This window comes from Aquibium sp. A9E412 (assembly GCF_030398335.1).
In the GTDB taxonomy this organism is placed as follows: Bacteria; Pseudomonadota; Alphaproteobacteria; order Rhizobiales; family Rhizobiaceae; genus A9E412.
In genome coordinates, this window is the sequence record NZ_JAOAOP010000025.1 from 35,886 (window position 1) to 51,419 (window position 15,534).

Consider the following 15,534-nt stretch of genomic DNA (forward strand, 5'->3'; position numbering starts at 1 on the left):
GACGCGACGATGGCAAGCAGCAACGGCAGCACCGACGCCTTCGGACGACCCGCGGTCGCCGTCACCGGCATGGGCGTGATCTCCTCGCTCGGCACCGGCAAGACGGACAACTGGGCCGCGCTGACGGCCGGCCGCTCGGGCATCCACGCGATCGGCCGCTTTCCCACCGAGCATCTGGCGACCACCATCGCCGGCACCGTCGACTTCCTCGACTCCAGCACCCGCGGCCCCTCGGCGCTGACCTACGAGCTCGCCGCGTGCGCCGCCGACGAGGCGATCGGCGAATCGGGCCTGTCGGCGGCCAATTTCGCCGGCCCGCTGTTCCTCGCCGCGCCGCCCGTCGAGCTCGACTGGCACGACCGGCTGGCGCTCTACGCCGCCGCGCCCGAGCACGACGGCTACCGCAGCCTGCTGGCCAGCGCCCGCGCGCTCAACGCCGTCGACATCTTCCGCAGCACCCAGTTCGCCACCATCGCCGACCGGCTGGCCGAGCGCTTCGGCACGCGCGGCCTGCCGGTCACGCTGTCGACGGCCTGCGCCTCGGGCGCCACCGCCATCCAGCTCGGCGTCGAGGCGATCCGGCGCGGCGAGTGCGAGCGCGCGCTCGCCATCGGCAGCGACGGCTCGGCGACCGCCGAGGCGCTCGTCCGCTTCTCGCTGCTGTCGGCCCTGTCGACCCAGAACGCGCGGCCGGAGAAGGCCTCCAAGCCGTTCTCCAAGGACCGCGACGGCTTCGTGCTGGCCGAGGGCGGCGCCGCGCTGGTGCTCGAATCGCTCGACGCCGCGCGGGCGCGCGGCGCCACCGTTCTGGCGGTGCTGCGCGGCTGCGGCGAGAAGGTCGACGACTTCCACCGGACCCGCTCCAAGCCGGACGGCTCGCCGGCGATCGGCGCCGTGCGCGCCGCGCTCGAGGATGCCGGGCTCGACGTCGCCGGCATCGACTACGTCAACGCGCACGGCACCTCGACGCCCGAGAACGACAAGATGGAGCACCTGTCGCTGTCGACCGTGTTCGGCGCGCATCTGCGCGACGTGCCGGTGTCGTCCAACAAGTCGATGATCGGCCACACCTTGTCGGCGGCCGGCGCCATCGAGGCGGTGTTCTCCATCCTCACCATGCGCGAGGGCGTCATCCCGCCGACCATCAACTACGACGTTCCCGATCCGGCGATCGAGCTCGACGTGGTGCCGAACGTCGCGCGCCGCGCCGACGTGGCCTCGGTGCTGTCCAACTCGTTCGGCTTCGGCGGTCAGAACACCTGCCTTGTCATGACCCGCGAACCGGTCTAAGCGACCGGCCTCGACCCGCACCACAACCCGACCCGGACGCACCATGCGCGCATTGCAACTCGTCGCGGACCGGCGGCTGGACGCCGTCGACATCGACCCGCCGCCCGCCCCGGCCGATGGCGAGGTGACGCTGCGCATCGCCGCCGTCGCGCTCAACCACATCGACGTGTGGGGCTGGCGCGGCATGGCGTTTGCCAAGCGCAAGCTGCCGCTCGTCATCGGCGCCGAGGCCTCCGGCATCGTCGAGACGGTCGGCCCCGGCGTCGCCGGCCTGGTGCCCGGCCAGCTCGTGTCGATCTACGGCGCGCGCACCTGCGGCCTGTGCCGCGCCTGCCGCGAGGGGCGCGACAATCTGTGCGGCCATGTCGGCGGCGTGCACGGCTTCCACCTCGACGGCTTCGCCTGCGAACGCGTCAACATGCCGGCCCGCCTGCTGGTGCCGGCGCCGCCCGGCGTCGACGCCATCGGGGCTGCGGTCGCCCCCGTCACCTTCGGCACCGTCGAGCACATGCTGTTCGACAACGCCCGGCTGGAGCCCGGCGAGACCGTTCTGGTGCATGCCGGCGGCTCGGGCATCGGCTCGGCCGCGATCCAGCTCGCCCGCCGCATGGGCTGCACGGTCATCACCACGGTCGGCTCGCCCGACAAGATGGAGCGGGCCGCTGCGCTCGGCGCCGACCACGTCATCAACTACCGCGAGGAGCGCTTCGAGGGCGTCGTGCGCAAGCTCACCGCCAAGCGCGGCGTCGACGTCGTGTTCGAGCATGTCGGCGCCGACACCTTCGCCGGCTCGATGCTGGCCGTGCGGCGCGGCGGGCGCATCGTCACCTGCGGCTCGACCTCCGGCGTGTCGGCGCAGATCAACCTGATGCAGCTCTTCCAGCAGCAGATCCGCATCCTCGGCTCGTTCGGCTGCCGCATGCACAACATGGCCGACGCCATGCAGAAGATGGCCGCCGGCCAGGTCGCGCCGGTCGTCGACACCGTCGTCGACATGGACGGCATCGGCGACGCGCTGGCGCGCATGGAAAGCCGCGCCGTGTTCGGCAAGATCATGCTGAGGATGGCATGAGGCATGGGCGGCTCAGGCGCTTCGCCTACCGCACCCTCCGCCGGCTGAAGACCGCCGAATACTGGCTGACCGCGCAGCTCGCGCTGGCCGGGCTGCGGCTGCTGCGGCTCTTGCCGCCCGACCGCGCGCTCGGCCTGGCCGAGCGGCTGGCGCGCCGCTTCGGCCCCTGGGTCGGCCGCCACCGCGTCGCGCTCGACAACCTGCGCCACGCCTTTCCCGACAAGTCCGGGGCCGAGCGCGAGGCGATCGCCTCCGACATGTGGGCCAACATGGCGCGGCTGTCGGTCGAGTATCTGTTCCTCGACAGGCTGTTCGACTTCGACCCCGCGCAGAGCGCGCCGGGCCGCGTCGAGGTCAACGGCATCGAGGTCTTCCTCAAGGTGCGCGAGGAGGCGCGGCCGCACATCTTCTTCACCGCCCATCTCGGCAATTTCGAGATGCTGCCGGTTGCCGCCGCCGCCTTCGGGCTGGAGATCACGGCGCTGTTCCGGCCGCCCAACAACCCCTACATCGCCGACTACGTGAACGCCACGCGACGCGCCAAGATGGGGCCGCTGGTCGCCTCGCGCGCCGGCGCTGCGCTCGAGCTCGCCCGCGTTCTGGAGCGCGACGGCAATGTCGGCGCGCTGGTCGACCAGAAGTTCTGGGGCGGCGTGACGACGCGCTTCTTCGGCCGCGACTGCCTGACCAGCCCGCTGGTGCCCAAGCTGGCGCGCCATTTCGACTGCGACGTCTACCCGGCGCGCTGCACGCGGCTGCCCGGCGGCCGCTTTCGGCTCGACGTCGAGGACCGGCTCGTGCTGCCGCGCGGCGCCGACGGCGTCGTCGACGTGGCGCGCACCGCGCAGCTTCTCACCGACGTTGTCGAGCGCTGGGTGCGCGAGGACCCCGGCCAGTGGATGTGGTTCCACAAGCGCTGGAAGACGCGCTGAGCCGCACGCGCCAGGACCGCGAGACGGCTTTCGGCCGCACGCTCCGCCTCGTTGATTTGCGTGAATGACCACCGCGCCCGCCGGGCGGCGGCCCGTGCGCCTCAGCCGTCGTAATAGGCCGACACGGCGTGCCGCGCCTCGGCGAAGAACAGCCAGCGCTCCGTCAGCATGCCGGCCGCGTGGCCGGCGATGCCGACCAGGAGGATGACGGCGGCCGCCGCGCCGGCGCCGAGCGCCAGCGCGACCAGCGCGGCGACGAAGGGCAGCGCCCCGCCGGCCAGGAGCGCCAGGCCGAACAGCTTGTCGGCATGCTTGCGCGCCACCCGGTAGCCCATCTCGCGCGTCAGGTAGTTGGGCGTCTGGTGCGGGCTTTCCATCAGCCGCACGCGGCCGATGCCGCCGAGCTGCGTGGCGCTTTCCGGCGTCGAGGTCGGCGCCAGGCTGCGGGCGCGCCGGCGCCAGGCGAGCTTGACCGCCCAGGCCGCGGCGAGCAGCGCCAGCGCGGCCAGCGACAGCGGCAGCACCGCGCCGCCGCCGGCCGCCCCGGCGAGCGCGGCCAGAAGCGCCCCGCCGGCGGCCGAGAACAGCAGGTAGGAGGCCGGCGTCAGCGGCGTCGCCCAGGAATCGACGGTGCGCAGCGAGGCGTAGATCATCGCCGTGCAGTAGACGGTGACGCCGCTCAGCACGATGCCGAGAAGCCCCGGCAGCGCCCAGTAGCGCCCCTCGATGACGCTGCCCCAGGCGGCGATGACGAGCGGCACGAAGGTGACGATCGCCATCACGCCCTCGCGCGACAGCCAGCTCGAGCGCCACTGCGACAGGGCCCGCCAGGCGCGCTGCGGGTTGCCGAGATGCAGCGTCGAGGACAACAGCCCGAGGCCGATCAGCCCGAGCGCCACGACATGCGCGAGGCGCGTGGCGATCGCCGCCGGGTCGAGCAGCCCGAGGCCGAGCCAGGCGGCCAGCCCGTAGCCGAGACCGGACAGCGTGGTGAAGACGATGATCGAATAGGCGGGATGCACGGGCGTCAGATCCTGTCGAGGGTGCGGTCGAGCCAGGCGAAGAAGCCGCTGGCGCCGGCCGTCTCGTCGTCGCCGGCCGGCAGCGCGCCGGCGCTCTCGGCGAGCGCCCGGCGCGGCCGCGGCGGCAGGTACTTGTTGACCGGCCGCGTGCCCTGCTCCGGCATCAGGTCGACGCCGCCGCGCTCGGCGACCAGCCGCGAGACCGCCGAGTCGGGATCGCCGAGATCGCCGAAATGGCGCGCATGCGCCGGGCATGTGCGCACGCAGGCCGGCTCGCGGTCGACCGGCTCCAGCGTCTCGTTGTAGATGCGGTCGACGCACAGCGTGCACTTCTTCATCACGCCGGCCGCGAGATCCATCTCGCGCGCGCCGTACGGGCAGGCCCAGGCGCACAGCCCGCAGCCGATGCACTTGTCCTCGTCCACCAGCACGATGCCGTCGTCGGCCCGCTTGTAGGAGGCGCCGGTCGGGCACACGGTGACGCAGGGCGCGTCCTCGCAGTGCAGGCACGACTTGGGAAAGTGCACGATGCGCGCCTCGCCCGCCTCGCCGACCGTCTCGCCACCCTCCGGCACCACCTCGAAGGTGTGGATGCGGTTGAGCCAGGCGCCGCCGACATCGGGCCCGTAGGGGTCCTGGTCGGACAGCGCGCTGCCATAGCCGCCGGTGTTCCATTCCTTGCAGTTGACGACGCAGGCGTGGCAGCCGACGCAGACGTCGAGATCGATGACGAGGCCGAGCTTCCTCGGCGTCTCGTGCCGCGGCAGGCTGGTCATGCGCTCCTCCTCATCGGCCGCCGCCCCTCACCGGCCCGCCGGCATCCGCTCGCAAGCGGAGCGGAAACCGCCGCCACCCGTCCTGCATCTCTCGATCTCCGTCGCACGACCGGCAGCGCACATCCCCGGCCAGGCCGCGCGCCCCCCTTCTCCCCGCCCGCGGGGAGAAGGTGCCCCGAAGGGGCGGATGAGGGGCCTTCCGGCGCCGCGGACGAGACGCCACCACCGCCGATCTCCCCCCTCGCGGGGGAGATGGCCGGCAGGCCACAGGGGGGCCCGCCCCGCCGCACCACGACAACGCGCCGGCGACCGCCCCTCACCTGCCTGCCGGCATCCGCTCCCCGCCAGCGGGGAGAGGACGGCCGGCCGCACCGTCCTGCATCTCTCGTTTCCCCTCGCACGACCGACGACGCACATCCCCGGCCAGGCCACGCGCCCCCCTTCTCCCCGCCCGCGGGGAGAAGGTGCCCCGAAGGGGCGGATGAGGGGCCTTCCGGCGCCGCGGGCGAGGCGCCGCCCCTGCCACCGCCGATCTCCCCCCTCGCGGGGGAGATGGCCGGCAGGCCAGCGGGGGGCCCGCCACGCCGCCGCACCACGACAACGCGCCGGCGACCGCCCCTCACCTGCCTGCCGGCATCCTCTCCCCGCCAGCGGGGAGAGGACGGCCGGCCGCACCGTCCTGCATCTCTCGTTTCCCCTCGCACGACCGACGACGCACATCCCCGGCCAGGCCGCGCACCCCCCTTCTCCCCGCCCGCGGGGAGAAGGTGCCCCGAAGGGGCGGATGAGGGGCCTTCCGACGCCGCAGACGAGGCGCCGCGCCCGCCGATCTCCCCCTCGCGCGGGAGATGGCCGGCAGGCCAGAGGGGGGCCCGCCACGCCGCCGCCTCGCGACGCGCACGCAACCGGTGCTCACACACCCCGGCGCCCGTCATTCGCTCCACTCCTGGCCGTAGCGCAGCTCGTCGGGCGCCGGCGCGGCGTGCGGCACCGGCGAAGCGGCGAAATGCGGCTCGCTGTGCTCGGCCGGATCGGCCTTCTCGATGCGCACGCGCAGGTCGTACCAGGCCGCCTGGCCGGTGATCGGGTCGGAGTTCGACCAGCGCAGCCCGTCGCCCTTCGGCGGCAGCAGCTCGTGGATCAGGTGGTTCATCAGGAAGCCCTTCTCGGCCTCCGGCGCCTTCGGATCGAGGCCCCAGGCGCCGGCCCGCTTGCCGATGGCGTTCCACGTCCACATCGTGTCGCCGTTGGCCGCCTCGGTGCGCGCCACCGGCACCTTGATGCGGCCGTGATGCGAGATCAGCCACACCCAGTCGCCATCGGCGAGCCCGTGCGCCCGGCAGATCGCGCCCGGCACGTAGAGCACGTTGGACGTGTGGATCTGGCGCAGCCAGGCGTTCATCGAGCCCCAGGAATGGTACATCGCCATCGGCCGCTGGGTGACCGCGTGATAGGGGAACTCGGCGCGGTCGACGCCCGCCTCCTCGAGCGGCCGGTACCAGGCGGGCAGCGGCGTGAAGGCCTGCACGAGCCGCGCGCGGTGGCTTTCCGGCGCCGCCGGCTCGGCCAGCCCCTCGGCCGACAGCCGGAAGCGCTGCAGGATCTCCGAATAGAGCTGGAAGGTGACCGGCTGCGGCGCGTCGAAGAAGCCCATCTTCACCGCGAAGTCCTGGTACGCGCGGTTGGCGTGCTTCATGAACTGCGCCTCGGGCGGGATCTCGACCGAGAAGAAGGCGCCGTTGTCGATGTAGCGGCGGAGCTGCTCGGGATTGGCCGCGCCGCGCCCGACGCGGGTGCCGTCGCTGCCGCGGAACCCCGCCAGCGGGCCGATGCCCGGCCGCCGCTCGTGGCGCACGATGTAGTCGGCATAGTCGCTGTAGAGCGGCTTGCCGCGGCCGTCGACGAAGCCCGGCAGCCTGAGCCGCCCGCCGAGGTCGATCAGCACCGACTGGAAGGCGCGCACGTCGCGGTCCGGCTCGACCACCGGCCAGCGGATGGCGTCCTGCACCGCGTCGGGCTCCGAGATCGGCCGGTCGAGCAGCGAGATGCAGTCGTGCCGCTCCAGATAGGTCGTGTCGGGCAGCACCAGGTCGGCATAGGCGACCATCTCCGAGGCATAGGCGTCGGAGCAGATGATCTTCGGGATCACGTAGTCGCCGGTCTCCGGGTCGGTGTCCTCCAGCATGCGGATGACGCCGGCCGTGTTCATCGACGAGTTCCACGCCATGTTGGCCATGTAGAGGAACAGCACGTCGACCGGATAGGGATCGCCGGCATGGGCGTTGGCGATCACCATGTGCATCAGCCCGTGCGCGGCGATCGGCGCATCCCAGGAGAACGCCTTGTCGATGCGCGCCGGCCGCCCCTCGTCGTCGATCAAGAGGTCCTCCGGCCCGCGCGGAAAGCCCAGATGCGGACCAGCCAGCGGCTGGCGCGAGCCGAAATGCTCGGCCTTGCCGTGCGGCTTGGGATGCGCGTCGACCGGCTTGGGATAGGGCGGCTCGAAGCGGAAGCCGCCGGGGCAGTCGACCGCGCCGATCAGCACCTGCAGCATGTGCAGCGCGCGCGCCGTCTGGAAGCCGTTGGAATGGGCCGAGATGCCGCGCATGGCGTGGAAGGCGACCGGCCGGCCGACGAAGCGCTCGTGCCGCTCGCCGTGCATGTCGGTCCATGGCTGGGCGATCTCGACCGTCTCCTCGAAGGCGGCGCGGGCGATCTCGGCGGCCAGGCCGCGGATCGTCTCGGGCGCCACGCCGGTCTCCTCCGCCACCGCCTCGGGCGCGTAGCGCGGATCGAGGTAGCTGTCGGCGAGAAGCTGGAAGACCGGCACCGCCGCGCGCCCGTCGTCGAGCCGGTAGCGGCCGGAAAGCGCCGGCCGGGCGCCCTTCTCGCCCTCGGGCACGGCGCGCTCCGTCACCGTCTCCCAGACCAGCGGCCGGCCCTCGCCGTCGCGCGCGAACAGGCCGTGCTCGGCCGTGCCCGGCCTGTCGATCACCAGCCAGCCGGCATTGGAGTAGCGGCGGATGTAGTCGACGTCGATCTTGTGCGCCTTGAGCAGCAGGTGGACGAGCGACAGGATGAGCAGCCCGTCGGTGCCCGGCCGGATGCCGATCCAGTTGTCGGCGATCGCCGAGTAGCCGGTGCGCACCGGATTGACCGAGACGAAGCGCGCGCCGGTCTCCTTGAGCTTCGACAGGCCGAGCTTGATCGGGTTGGAATCGTGGTCCTCGGCGACGCCGAACAGCACGAACAGCCGCGTGCGCTCCCAGTCGGGCGCGCCGAACTCCCAGAACGCGCCGCCGATCGTCATGATGCCGGCGGCCGCCATGTTGACCGAGCAGAAGCCGCCATGCGCGGCATAGTTGGGCGTGCCGAACTGCTGCGCCCAGAAGCCGGTCAGCGACTGCGACTGGTCGCGGCCGGTAAAGAAGGCGAGCTTCTTCGGGTCGTCGGCGCGCACCGTGTCGAGCCAGCCGGTGGCCAGCTCCAGCGCCTCGTCCCAGGAGATCTCCTCGAACTGGCCGGAGCCGCGCGGCCCGGTGCGCTTCATCGGCGCCTTGAGGCGGGCCGGCGCGTAGTGCTGCATGATGCCGGCCGAGCCCTTGGCGCACAGCACGCCGCGGTTGACCGGGTGGTCGCGGTTGCCCTCGATGTAGCGCACCTTGCCGTCGCGCAGATGCACGTTGATGCCGCAGCGGCAGGCGCACATGTAGCAGGTCGTGTGGCGCAGCTCGTCGCCCACCGGCTTCGACAGATCGAGATGCGGCTGTGCGGTCATGGGCCCTCCTCCGACACCGAGTCCTATATAAGACCCGGCCGAATGAAAATGCCCTCGGCGGCTGGCGCGACGAATTTCCGCGCCCTGGCACGGCTTCGTCCGGCCGGTCGCCGGCGGGCGGGCGCGCCCGCCCCCGCGGCAGCCTCAGTCGACGACGACGATCCGCGTGTTGCCCGGCCCGATACGCTTGACGAGCGAGAACAGCGTCGCGGCGTTGGCGGTGTGCAGCCGCACGCAGCCGTGCGAGGCCGGCCGGCCGAGCTTGCTGACGGCGTTGGTGCCGTGGATCGCGTAGCCACGGTAGTAGAAGATCGAGTACGGCATCGGCGACATGTCGTATTTGCGCGAGTGCCACATCTTGTGCATGCGCACCGGCCGCCACTGGCCGCGCGGCGTGACGTAGCCGCGCCGCGCCGTCGACACCGGCCAGCGGTAGAGCACCTTGCCGTGCCGCGTCACCGTCATCGTCTGCTTGGAAACGCTGATCTTGGCGACCAGCGCGGCCGCCGTCGCGATCTGCGGTGCCGAAAACAGCATCGCCACCGCAAGCATGGCACTGAGCAGGCAGTTTTTCATCGGTCCAACCCCACGCCCTGTCCCGGGCAAGGCCGGCCGCATCGTCGCCCGGCAAACGCCACCTGGCCCGGACAGTCTAACGAAACCCCAAAGCCGAACTGTAACAATTGAACAACAAGCCGTGATCGCCGGCAAGCACAAGCTGCGATCGCGGTGAATCGCGGCTTGCCAAGGCCGCCCGTCGCCTGCTCAAGTCGCCGGGCCATGCATGAAGAGCTCTCCCGCGCCGTCGCCGGCCGTGTCGAGGATCTGGTCGCGCTGACCGTCGACCTGATCCGCTTTCCCACCGTCAATCCGCCGGGCGAGGCCTACACGCCCTGCGCCGAGTTCATCGCCCGCCGGCTCGCCGCCAGCGGCTTCGAGACGACGCTGATCCGCGGCGAAGGCGCGCCGGGCGATAGCGACCGGCATCCGCGCACCAATGTCGTCGCGCGGCGCGAGGGGCGCCGCCCGGGGCCCACGGTGCACTTCAACTCGCACATCGACGTGGTCGAGGCCGGCGCCGGCTGGACCGTGGACCCGTTCGCCGGCGTCGTGCGCGACGGCAAGGTGTTCGGCCGCGGCGCCTGCGACATGAAGGGCGGGCTCGCCGCCTCGATCGTCGCGGCCGAGGCCTATCTCGCCGTCAATCCCGGCTTCGCCGGCGCCATCGAGATCTCCGGCACGGCCGACGAGGAATCCGGCGGCTTCGGCGGCGTCGCCTATCTCGCCCGCCAGGGCTTCTTCTCCCGGCCGCGCGTCGACCACGTCATCATCCCCGAGCCGCTCAACAAGGACCGCATCTGCCTCGGCCACCGCGGCGTGTGGTGGGCCGAGATCGAGACGCACGGCGCCATCGCGCACGGCTCGATGCCGTTTCTCGGCGATTCGGCGATCCGCCACATGGGCGCCGTGCTCGCCGCCTTCGAGGCCGAGCTGTTCCCCCTGCTCGACGCCAAGACGACGCGCATGCCGGTCGTGCCGGAGGGCGCGCGGCGCTCGACGCTCAACCTCAACTCGGTGCATGGCGGCCAGACGGAGGACTTCTTCCCCGGCCTGCCGGCGCCCAACGTCGCCGATTCGGCGCGCCTGGTGATCGACCGCCGCTTCCTGATCGAGGAGGACATCGCCGAGGTGAAGGGCGAGGTGACGCGCATCCTCGAGCGGCTGAAGCGCGAGCGGCCGAAGTTCGACTACGCCATCCGCGACCTGATGGAGGTGCTGCCGCTGATGACCGAGCGCGACGCGCCGGTGCCCACCGCGATCGCCGAGGGCATCCGCAGCGTGTTCGGCCGCGAGCCCGACTACGTCGTCTCGCCGGGCACCTACGACCAGAAGCACGTGGCGCGCATCGGCCACCTGCACGACTGCATCGCCTACGGCCCCGGCATCCTCGACCTGGCGCACCGGCCCGACGAATGGGTCGGCATCGACGACATGCGCGAGAGCGCCACGGTGATGGCGATCGGCCTGCACGCGCTCCTCACCGGCGCGGGGGCCGGCTGAGGCCGAAGCGTTCGCCGGCGCCGCGCGCCGCCGCTCCGCCCTCCGCGACACGACGATGCGCCGGAGCCGGCCGGCGAGCGCGCGAGAGGCGGACCGGCTCGGGTGGCGGTCTCGCGACCGGCCGCGCCTGCGATCACGGGTCGGGCTTCACCAGATCCACGCGGAGCACCGTGCCGGTTGCTTCGGCGTAGCGTCTCAAGGTCGCCAGCGTCGGCGACACGCCGCCGCCTTCGAGCCGGGCGATCGCCGACTGCGTCGTGCCGATCCGCCGCGCCAGCTCTGCCTGTGACAGCCTGGCCTTCATCCGCGCCCGCACCAGCGCCTCGATGACGGCGTACTCGGTGTCCGCCTCGGCATAGGCCGCGCGGAACCGGGCATCCTGCATCAGGCCCTTTTTCAGCTCGTTCACCGTCTTCACGACAACACCTTCCTCATCCGCTCGCGGGCGATCCGCAGGGCCGCAGCCGGCGTCTTGCGCGACTTCTTGGCAAACACGTGCAAGACGATGACGCGCCGCTCGCTCGCCGTGACATAGATTCCGCGGGCAAGCCCACCCGGGGCCTTCGCCCGCAGTTCCCAGAGCTTGCCTTCGAGATGGCGGACATGCGGCTCGCGAAGCCGCTCCAACCCGACCCTCTCGACCATCTCCATCAGGCGGATCAGACGGGCCTGAAGCGCCGGAGCCAACGCGACGATCTCCGCCTCCGCCGCCTCGAGGATTTCGACCGTCCATCGCACCGTGCAAATATAGCGTAAAGGCGATAGCCGCACAATTCCCTCGGCCCGCGCGATTTACTCCGGCGGCGTTTCGCGCTTTGATCGCGCCGACATCAACGCAGTGCCGGAGAGAACCGCATGACCACCGTGAAATCCGTTCTGGCGGCGACCACCTTTCTGCTCGCCGCGGGCAGCGCCGCCTTCGCCGCGCGCACCGACGTGGTGATCGGCGTCGTGCTCGAGCCGCCGCATCTCGATCCCACGGCCGGTGCGGCCGCGGCCATCGACGAGGTCGTCTATGCCAATGTCTTCGAGGGGCTGACGCGCATCGGGCCGGCCGGCGAGGTGATGCCGGGGCTGGCCGAGAGCTGGGAGGTCTCCGACGACGGCACGGTCTACACCTTCACGCTGCGCGAGGGCGTCACCTTCCACGACGGCACGGCGTTCGACGCCGAGGACGTGCAGTTCTCGCTCGACCGGGCGCGCGGCGAGGATTCGACCAACGCGCAGAAGCCGCTGTTCGCCGCCATCGACACCGTCGAGGCGGTCGACCCGCAGACGGTGAAGGTCACGCTCAAGCACCCGCAGGGCGCCTTCCTCTACAACATGGGCTGGGGCGACGCGGTGATCGTGGCGCCCGAGAGCGCCGACACCAACAAGGAACGGCCGGTCGGCACCGGCCCCTTCACCTTCGAGGACTGGGCCAAGGGCTCGTCGATCTCGCTTTCCCGCAACCCCGACTACTGGGGCGAGCCGGTGGCGCTCGAAAGCGCCGAGTTCCGCATCATCCCCGACGCCGCCGCCGCCGTGCCGGCGCTGCTGTCGGGCGACGTGCACGCCTTCCCCAACATGCCGGCCGGCGACGCGCTGGCGCAGATCGAGGCCGATCCGCGCTTCGAGGTGGTGGTCGGCGCCACCGAGGGCGAGACCGTCCTGTCGACCAACAACGCCAAGGAGCCGTTCGACAATCTCAAGGTGCGCCAGGCGATCGCCCACGCGCTCAAGCGCGACGACATCATCGCCGGCGCCGGCTCGGGCTACGGCACGCCGATCGGCTCGCACTTCTCGCCGGCCAACGAGGCCTATGTCGACCTCACCGGCACCTACCCGCACGATCCGGAGAAGGCGAAGCAGCTTCTCGCCGAGGCCGGCTATCCCGACGGCTTCTCCGCCACGCTCAAGCTGCCGCCGCCGCCCTATGCGCGCGACGGCGGCCAGGTGGTCGCAGCCCAGCTCCGCGACATCGGCATCGAGCTGGAGATCATCCCGGTCGAGTGGGCGCAGTGGCTGGAGCAGGTCTTCACCAACACCGACTACGACCTGTCGATCGTCTCGCACACCGAGCCCAACGACATCGGCATCTACGCGCGCGACGACTACTACTTCAACTACGACAACCCCGCGTTCGACGCCGTCATCGAGGAGCTCGACCGCACGGCCGACGAGGCCCGCCGCAAGGAGCTCTATGCCGAGGCGCAGCGCATCCTGGCCGAGGACGCCGTCAACGGCTTCCTGTTCCAGCTCGCCAAGATCGGCGTGTGGGACGCCAAGCTGGAAGGCATGTGGGAGAACGCGCCGATCCAGGCGACCGACCTGACCGGCGTGCGCTGGACCGACTAGGGCCGGCCGCGCCCCGCCCTGCCCCGGACGCCCGCGCGGCGTCCGGGGCGCCGCCGTCGCTGCGATACCGGCCCTCATGACCGCCTATCTGCTCAACCGCCTGGCCGTCGGCGCCGCCACGCTGCTGGTCGCCTCGCTCGTCGTGTTCGCCGTGCTCGAGGTGCTGCCGGGCGATCCGGCGCGGCTGATGCTCGGCCTCAACGCGACCGAGGAGGCGGTCGCCGCGCTGCGCCGCGAGATGGGCCTCGACCAGCCGCTGGTCGCGCGCTACCTCGCCTGGGTCGGCGGCATGCTGACGGGCGACTTCGGCACCTCCTACACCTATTCCTCGCCGGTCACCGAGCTGATCGCCGAGCGGCTCGTCGTGTCGCTGCCGCTCGCAGTCATCGCGCTCGCGCTGTCGACGGCGATCGCCATCCCCGTCGGCATCTTCGCCGCCGCGCGGCGCGGCCGCGCCGGCGACACGCTCGCCATGGGCGCGGCGCAGATCGGCGTGGCGATCCCCAACTTCTGGTTCGCGCTGCTGCTCATCTACGTCTTCGCCGTCGGCCTCAGGCTGGTGCCGGCCGGCGGCTTCCCCGGCTGGGGCGAGGGCTGGAGCGGGCTGTGGCAGGGCCTCGGGGCGCTGGTCCTGCCGGCCGTGGCGCTCGCCCTGCCGCAGGCCGCCATCCTCGCCCGCGTCACCCGCTCGGCGCTGCTTGAGGTGCTCGGCGAGGATTACATCCGCACCGCCCGCGCCAAGGGCCTGCCGCAGCGCGTCGTCCTGCGCAGCCATGCGCTGCGCAACGCCATGATCCCGGTGCTCACCATCCTCGGCCTGCAGTTCGCCTTCCTGCTCGCCGGCACCATCATCATCGAGAACGTGTTCTACCTGCCCGGCCTCGGCCGGCTGGTCTTCCAGGCGATCACCCAGCGCGACCTGATCGTGGTCGAGGGCGTCGTCATGCTGCTGGTCGCCAGCGTCATCCTCGTCAACCTGGCGGTCGACCTGTGCTACGCGCTGGTCGACCCGCGGCTGAGGACGCGCCGCCCATGAGCGAGACCGCCGCCCCGCCGGAGAGCCCGCGCGCCTTCCTGCGCCTGGCGTTTGCCAACCGCTCCTTCCTCGCCGGCTTCGCCGTCACGCTGCTCGTCGCCGGCATGGCGCTCGTCTCCTTCGTGTGGACGCCCTACGACGTGACCGAGCTCGCGCTCGGCGACCGCCTGCAGACGCCCTCGCCCGAACACTGGTTCGGCACCGACCATTTCGGCCGCGACATCCTGTCGATGATCATGGTCGGCGCGCGCAACTCGATCGCCGTCGCCGTGGTCGCCGTCGGCATCGGCATCGGCATCGGCGTGCCGCTCGGCTGCTGGGCGGCGGCCCGCGGCGGACTCGTCGACGAGATGCTGATGCGCTTCAACGACCTGGTCTTCGCCTTCCCCGCACTGCTGTCGGCGATCATGATCACCGCCATCTTCGGCCCCGGCGCGATCAACGCCATCGTCGCCATCGGCATCTTCAACGTGCCGGTGTTCGCGCGCGTGGCGCGCGCCGGCGCGCTGGCGCTGTGGCCGCGCGAGTTCATCCTCGCCGCTCGTGCCGCCGGCAAGGGCAAGACGCTGATTACGGTCGAGCACATCCTGCCCAACATCGTCAGCCTGCTTCTCGTACAGGGCTCCATCCAGTTCGCGCTCGGCATCCTCGCCGAGGCGGCGCTGTCCTATCTCGGGCTCGGCGCCCAGCCGCCGATGCCGTCCTGGGGGCGCATGCTGTTCGACGCCCAGACGCGGATGATCGTGGCGCCCCATCTGGCGCTGTTTCCCGGTCTTGCCATCGTCGTCACCGTGCTCGGCCTCAACCTCCTGGGCGACGGGCTGCGCGACGTGCTCGACCCGCGGCTGAGGCGGCAACGATGAGCCTGCTCGAGATCGACGGGCTGTCGGTGTCGATCGCCGGCCAGCCCATCCTGCGCCAGGTCGACCTCGCCATCGAGGCCGGCGAGGTGCTCGGCCTGGTCGGCGAATCGGGCTCCGGCAAGTCGATGACCGCGCTCGCCGTCATGCGGCTTCTGCCGCACGCCGCGCGCGCCGCGGGCGGCATCCGCTTCGACGGCACCGACATCCTGGCCGCCTCCGAGAGGGCCATGTGCCGGCTGCGCGGCGACGACGTCGGCATGGTCTTCCAGGAGCCGATGACCGCCCTCAACCCGGTCAAGACGATCGGCGAGCAGGTCGCCGAGGGCATCCGCTGGCACACCGGCGCCGGCCGCGCCGAGGCCGAGGC

Annotated in this window: 14 protein-coding genes; 8 read left to right on the forward strand and 6 right to left on the reverse strand. The window is 71.8% G+C overall.

Translation table 11 applies throughout. From position 1 onward, the window contains the following. Window positions 1–9: 9 nt before the first annotated feature. The 3 genes from N1F89_RS11215 to N1F89_RS11225 are packed head-to-tail and all read left to right on the forward strand — an operon-like array spanning window position 10 to window position 3,294. Window positions 10–1,290, forward strand: a complete 1,281-nt coding sequence (locus tag N1F89_RS11215) for a beta-ketoacyl-ACP synthase (RefSeq protein ID WP_290084135.1) — start codon at window positions 10–12, stop codon at window positions 1,288–1,290. Window positions 1,291–1,333: 43 nt separating this feature from the next. Then, entirely contained in the window at window positions 1,334–2,362 is a 1,029-nt protein-coding gene (locus N1F89_RS11220; RefSeq protein ID WP_290084136.1) for a zinc-binding dehydrogenase, read from the forward strand. Next, window positions 2,359–3,294 (forward strand): lipid A biosynthesis lauroyl acyltransferase, encoded by a 936-nt coding sequence (locus tag N1F89_RS11225; protein ID WP_290084138.1) that lies wholly within the window; start codon window positions 2,359–2,361, stop codon window positions 3,292–3,294. Before N1F89_RS11220 ends, N1F89_RS11225 begins: the two co-directional genes overlap by 4 nt. Window positions 3,295–3,395: 101 nt before the next feature. Here N1F89_RS11225 and N1F89_RS11230 read toward each other — a convergent pair whose 3' ends face one another. The 4 genes from N1F89_RS11230 to N1F89_RS11245 form a co-directional block, all read right to left on the reverse strand. Then, complete coding sequence (locus N1F89_RS11230) at window positions 3,396–4,316, reverse strand: DmsC/YnfH family molybdoenzyme membrane anchor subunit (RefSeq protein WP_290084140.1); 921 nt, start codon at window positions 4,314–4,316, stop codon at window positions 3,396–3,398. Window positions 4,317–4,321: 5 nt separating this feature from the next. Further along, a complete protein-coding gene (locus N1F89_RS11235) occupies window positions 4,322–5,092 on the reverse strand; it encodes a 4Fe-4S dicluster domain-containing protein (RefSeq protein WP_290084141.1) in 771 nt (256 codons plus the stop codon). A 931-nt stretch (window positions 5,093–6,023) separates the two neighbouring features. Continuing rightward, on the reverse strand, window positions 6,024–8,870 hold the full coding sequence (locus tag N1F89_RS11240) for a molybdopterin oxidoreductase family protein (RefSeq protein ID WP_290084143.1): 2,847 nt from the start codon (window positions 8,868–8,870) through the stop codon (window positions 6,024–6,026). A 144-nt stretch (window positions 8,871–9,014) separates the two neighbouring features. Then, window positions 9,015–9,422, reverse strand: coding sequence for a L,D-transpeptidase (locus tag N1F89_RS11245; protein ID WP_290084159.1), 408 nt, complete (start codon window positions 9,420–9,422; stop codon window positions 9,015–9,017). Between the two features lie 228 nt (window positions 9,423–9,650). Between N1F89_RS11245 and N1F89_RS11250 the strand changes: the two genes are divergently transcribed. Next, window positions 9,651–10,931 (forward strand): acetylornithine deacetylase/succinyl-diaminopimelate desuccinylase family protein, encoded by a 1,281-nt coding sequence (locus tag N1F89_RS11250; RefSeq protein WP_290084145.1) that lies wholly within the window; start codon window positions 9,651–9,653, stop codon window positions 10,929–10,931. A 133-nt stretch (window positions 10,932–11,064) separates the two neighbouring features. On the opposite strand, the gene N1F89_RS11255 is transcribed toward N1F89_RS11250, so the two are convergent. Both N1F89_RS11255 and N1F89_RS11260 read right to left on the reverse strand, forming a co-directional pair. Beyond that, entirely contained in the window at window positions 11,065–11,349 is a 285-nt protein-coding gene (locus N1F89_RS11255) for a helix-turn-helix domain-containing protein (RefSeq protein WP_290084147.1), read from the reverse strand. Continuing rightward, on the reverse strand, window positions 11,346–11,669 hold the full coding sequence (locus tag N1F89_RS11260) for a type II toxin-antitoxin system RelE/ParE family toxin (protein WP_290084149.1): 324 nt from the start codon (window positions 11,667–11,669) through the stop codon (window positions 11,346–11,348). The genes N1F89_RS11255 and N1F89_RS11260 overlap by 4 nt, the downstream gene beginning before the upstream one ends. Window positions 11,670–11,786: 117 nt before the next feature. On the opposite strand from N1F89_RS11260, the gene N1F89_RS11265 reads away from it, so the two are divergent. From N1F89_RS11265 to N1F89_RS11280, 4 genes are all read left to right on the forward strand, one after another. Then, entirely contained in the window at window positions 11,787–13,268 is a 1,482-nt protein-coding gene (locus tag N1F89_RS11265; RefSeq protein ID WP_290084151.1) for an ABC transporter substrate-binding protein, read from the forward strand. A gap of 76 nt (window positions 13,269–13,344) precedes the next feature. Further along, entirely contained in the window at window positions 13,345–14,304 is a 960-nt protein-coding gene (locus N1F89_RS11270; protein WP_290084153.1) for an ABC transporter permease, read from the forward strand. After that, complete coding sequence (locus N1F89_RS11275) at window positions 14,301–15,167, forward strand: ABC transporter permease (RefSeq protein ID WP_290084155.1); 867 nt, start codon at window positions 14,301–14,303, stop codon at window positions 15,165–15,167. Before N1F89_RS11270 ends, N1F89_RS11275 begins: the two co-directional genes overlap by 4 nt. Beyond that, a partial coding sequence (locus tag N1F89_RS11280; RefSeq protein WP_290084157.1) for an ATP-binding cassette domain-containing protein occupies window positions 15,164–15,534 on the forward strand: 371 nt, incomplete at its 3' end. The genes N1F89_RS11275 and N1F89_RS11280, both read left to right, overlap by 4 nt.

Bases quoted from the DNA above. Each gene is read 5' to 3' on its own strand.
- N1F89_RS11270 (WP_290084153.1), top strand. From the start codon at position 13,345: ATGACCGCCTATCTGCTCAACCGCCTGGCCGTCGGCGCCGCCACGCTG.
- N1F89_RS11240 (WP_290084143.1), bottom strand. From the start codon at position 8,870: ATGACCGCACAGCCGCATCTCGATCTGTCGAAGCCGGTGGGCGACGAG.
- N1F89_RS11245 (WP_290084159.1), bottom strand. From the start codon at position 9,422: ATGCTTGCGGTGGCGATGCTGTTTTCGGCACCGCAGATCGCGACGGCG.
- N1F89_RS11235 (WP_290084141.1), bottom strand. From the start codon at position 5,092: ATGACCAGCCTGCCGCGGCACGAGACGCCGAGGAAGCTCGGCCTCGTC.
- N1F89_RS11225 (WP_290084138.1), top strand. From the start codon at position 2,359: ATGAGGCATGGGCGGCTCAGGCGCTTCGCCTACCGCACCCTCCGCCGG.
- N1F89_RS11275 (WP_290084155.1), top strand. From the start codon at position 14,301: ATGAGCGAGACCGCCGCCCCGCCGGAGAGCCCGCGCGCCTTCCTGCGC.
- N1F89_RS11215 (WP_290084135.1), top strand. From the start codon at position 10: ATGGCAAGCAGCAACGGCAGCACCGACGCCTTCGGACGACCCGCGGTC.
- N1F89_RS11250 (WP_290084145.1), top strand. From the start codon at position 9,651: ATGCATGAAGAGCTCTCCCGCGCCGTCGCCGGCCGTGTCGAGGATCTG.
- N1F89_RS11220 (WP_290084136.1), top strand. From the start codon at position 1,334: ATGCGCGCATTGCAACTCGTCGCGGACCGGCGGCTGGACGCCGTCGAC.
- N1F89_RS11265 (WP_290084151.1), top strand. From the start codon at position 11,787: ATGACCACCGTGAAATCCGTTCTGGCGGCGACCACCTTTCTGCTCGCC.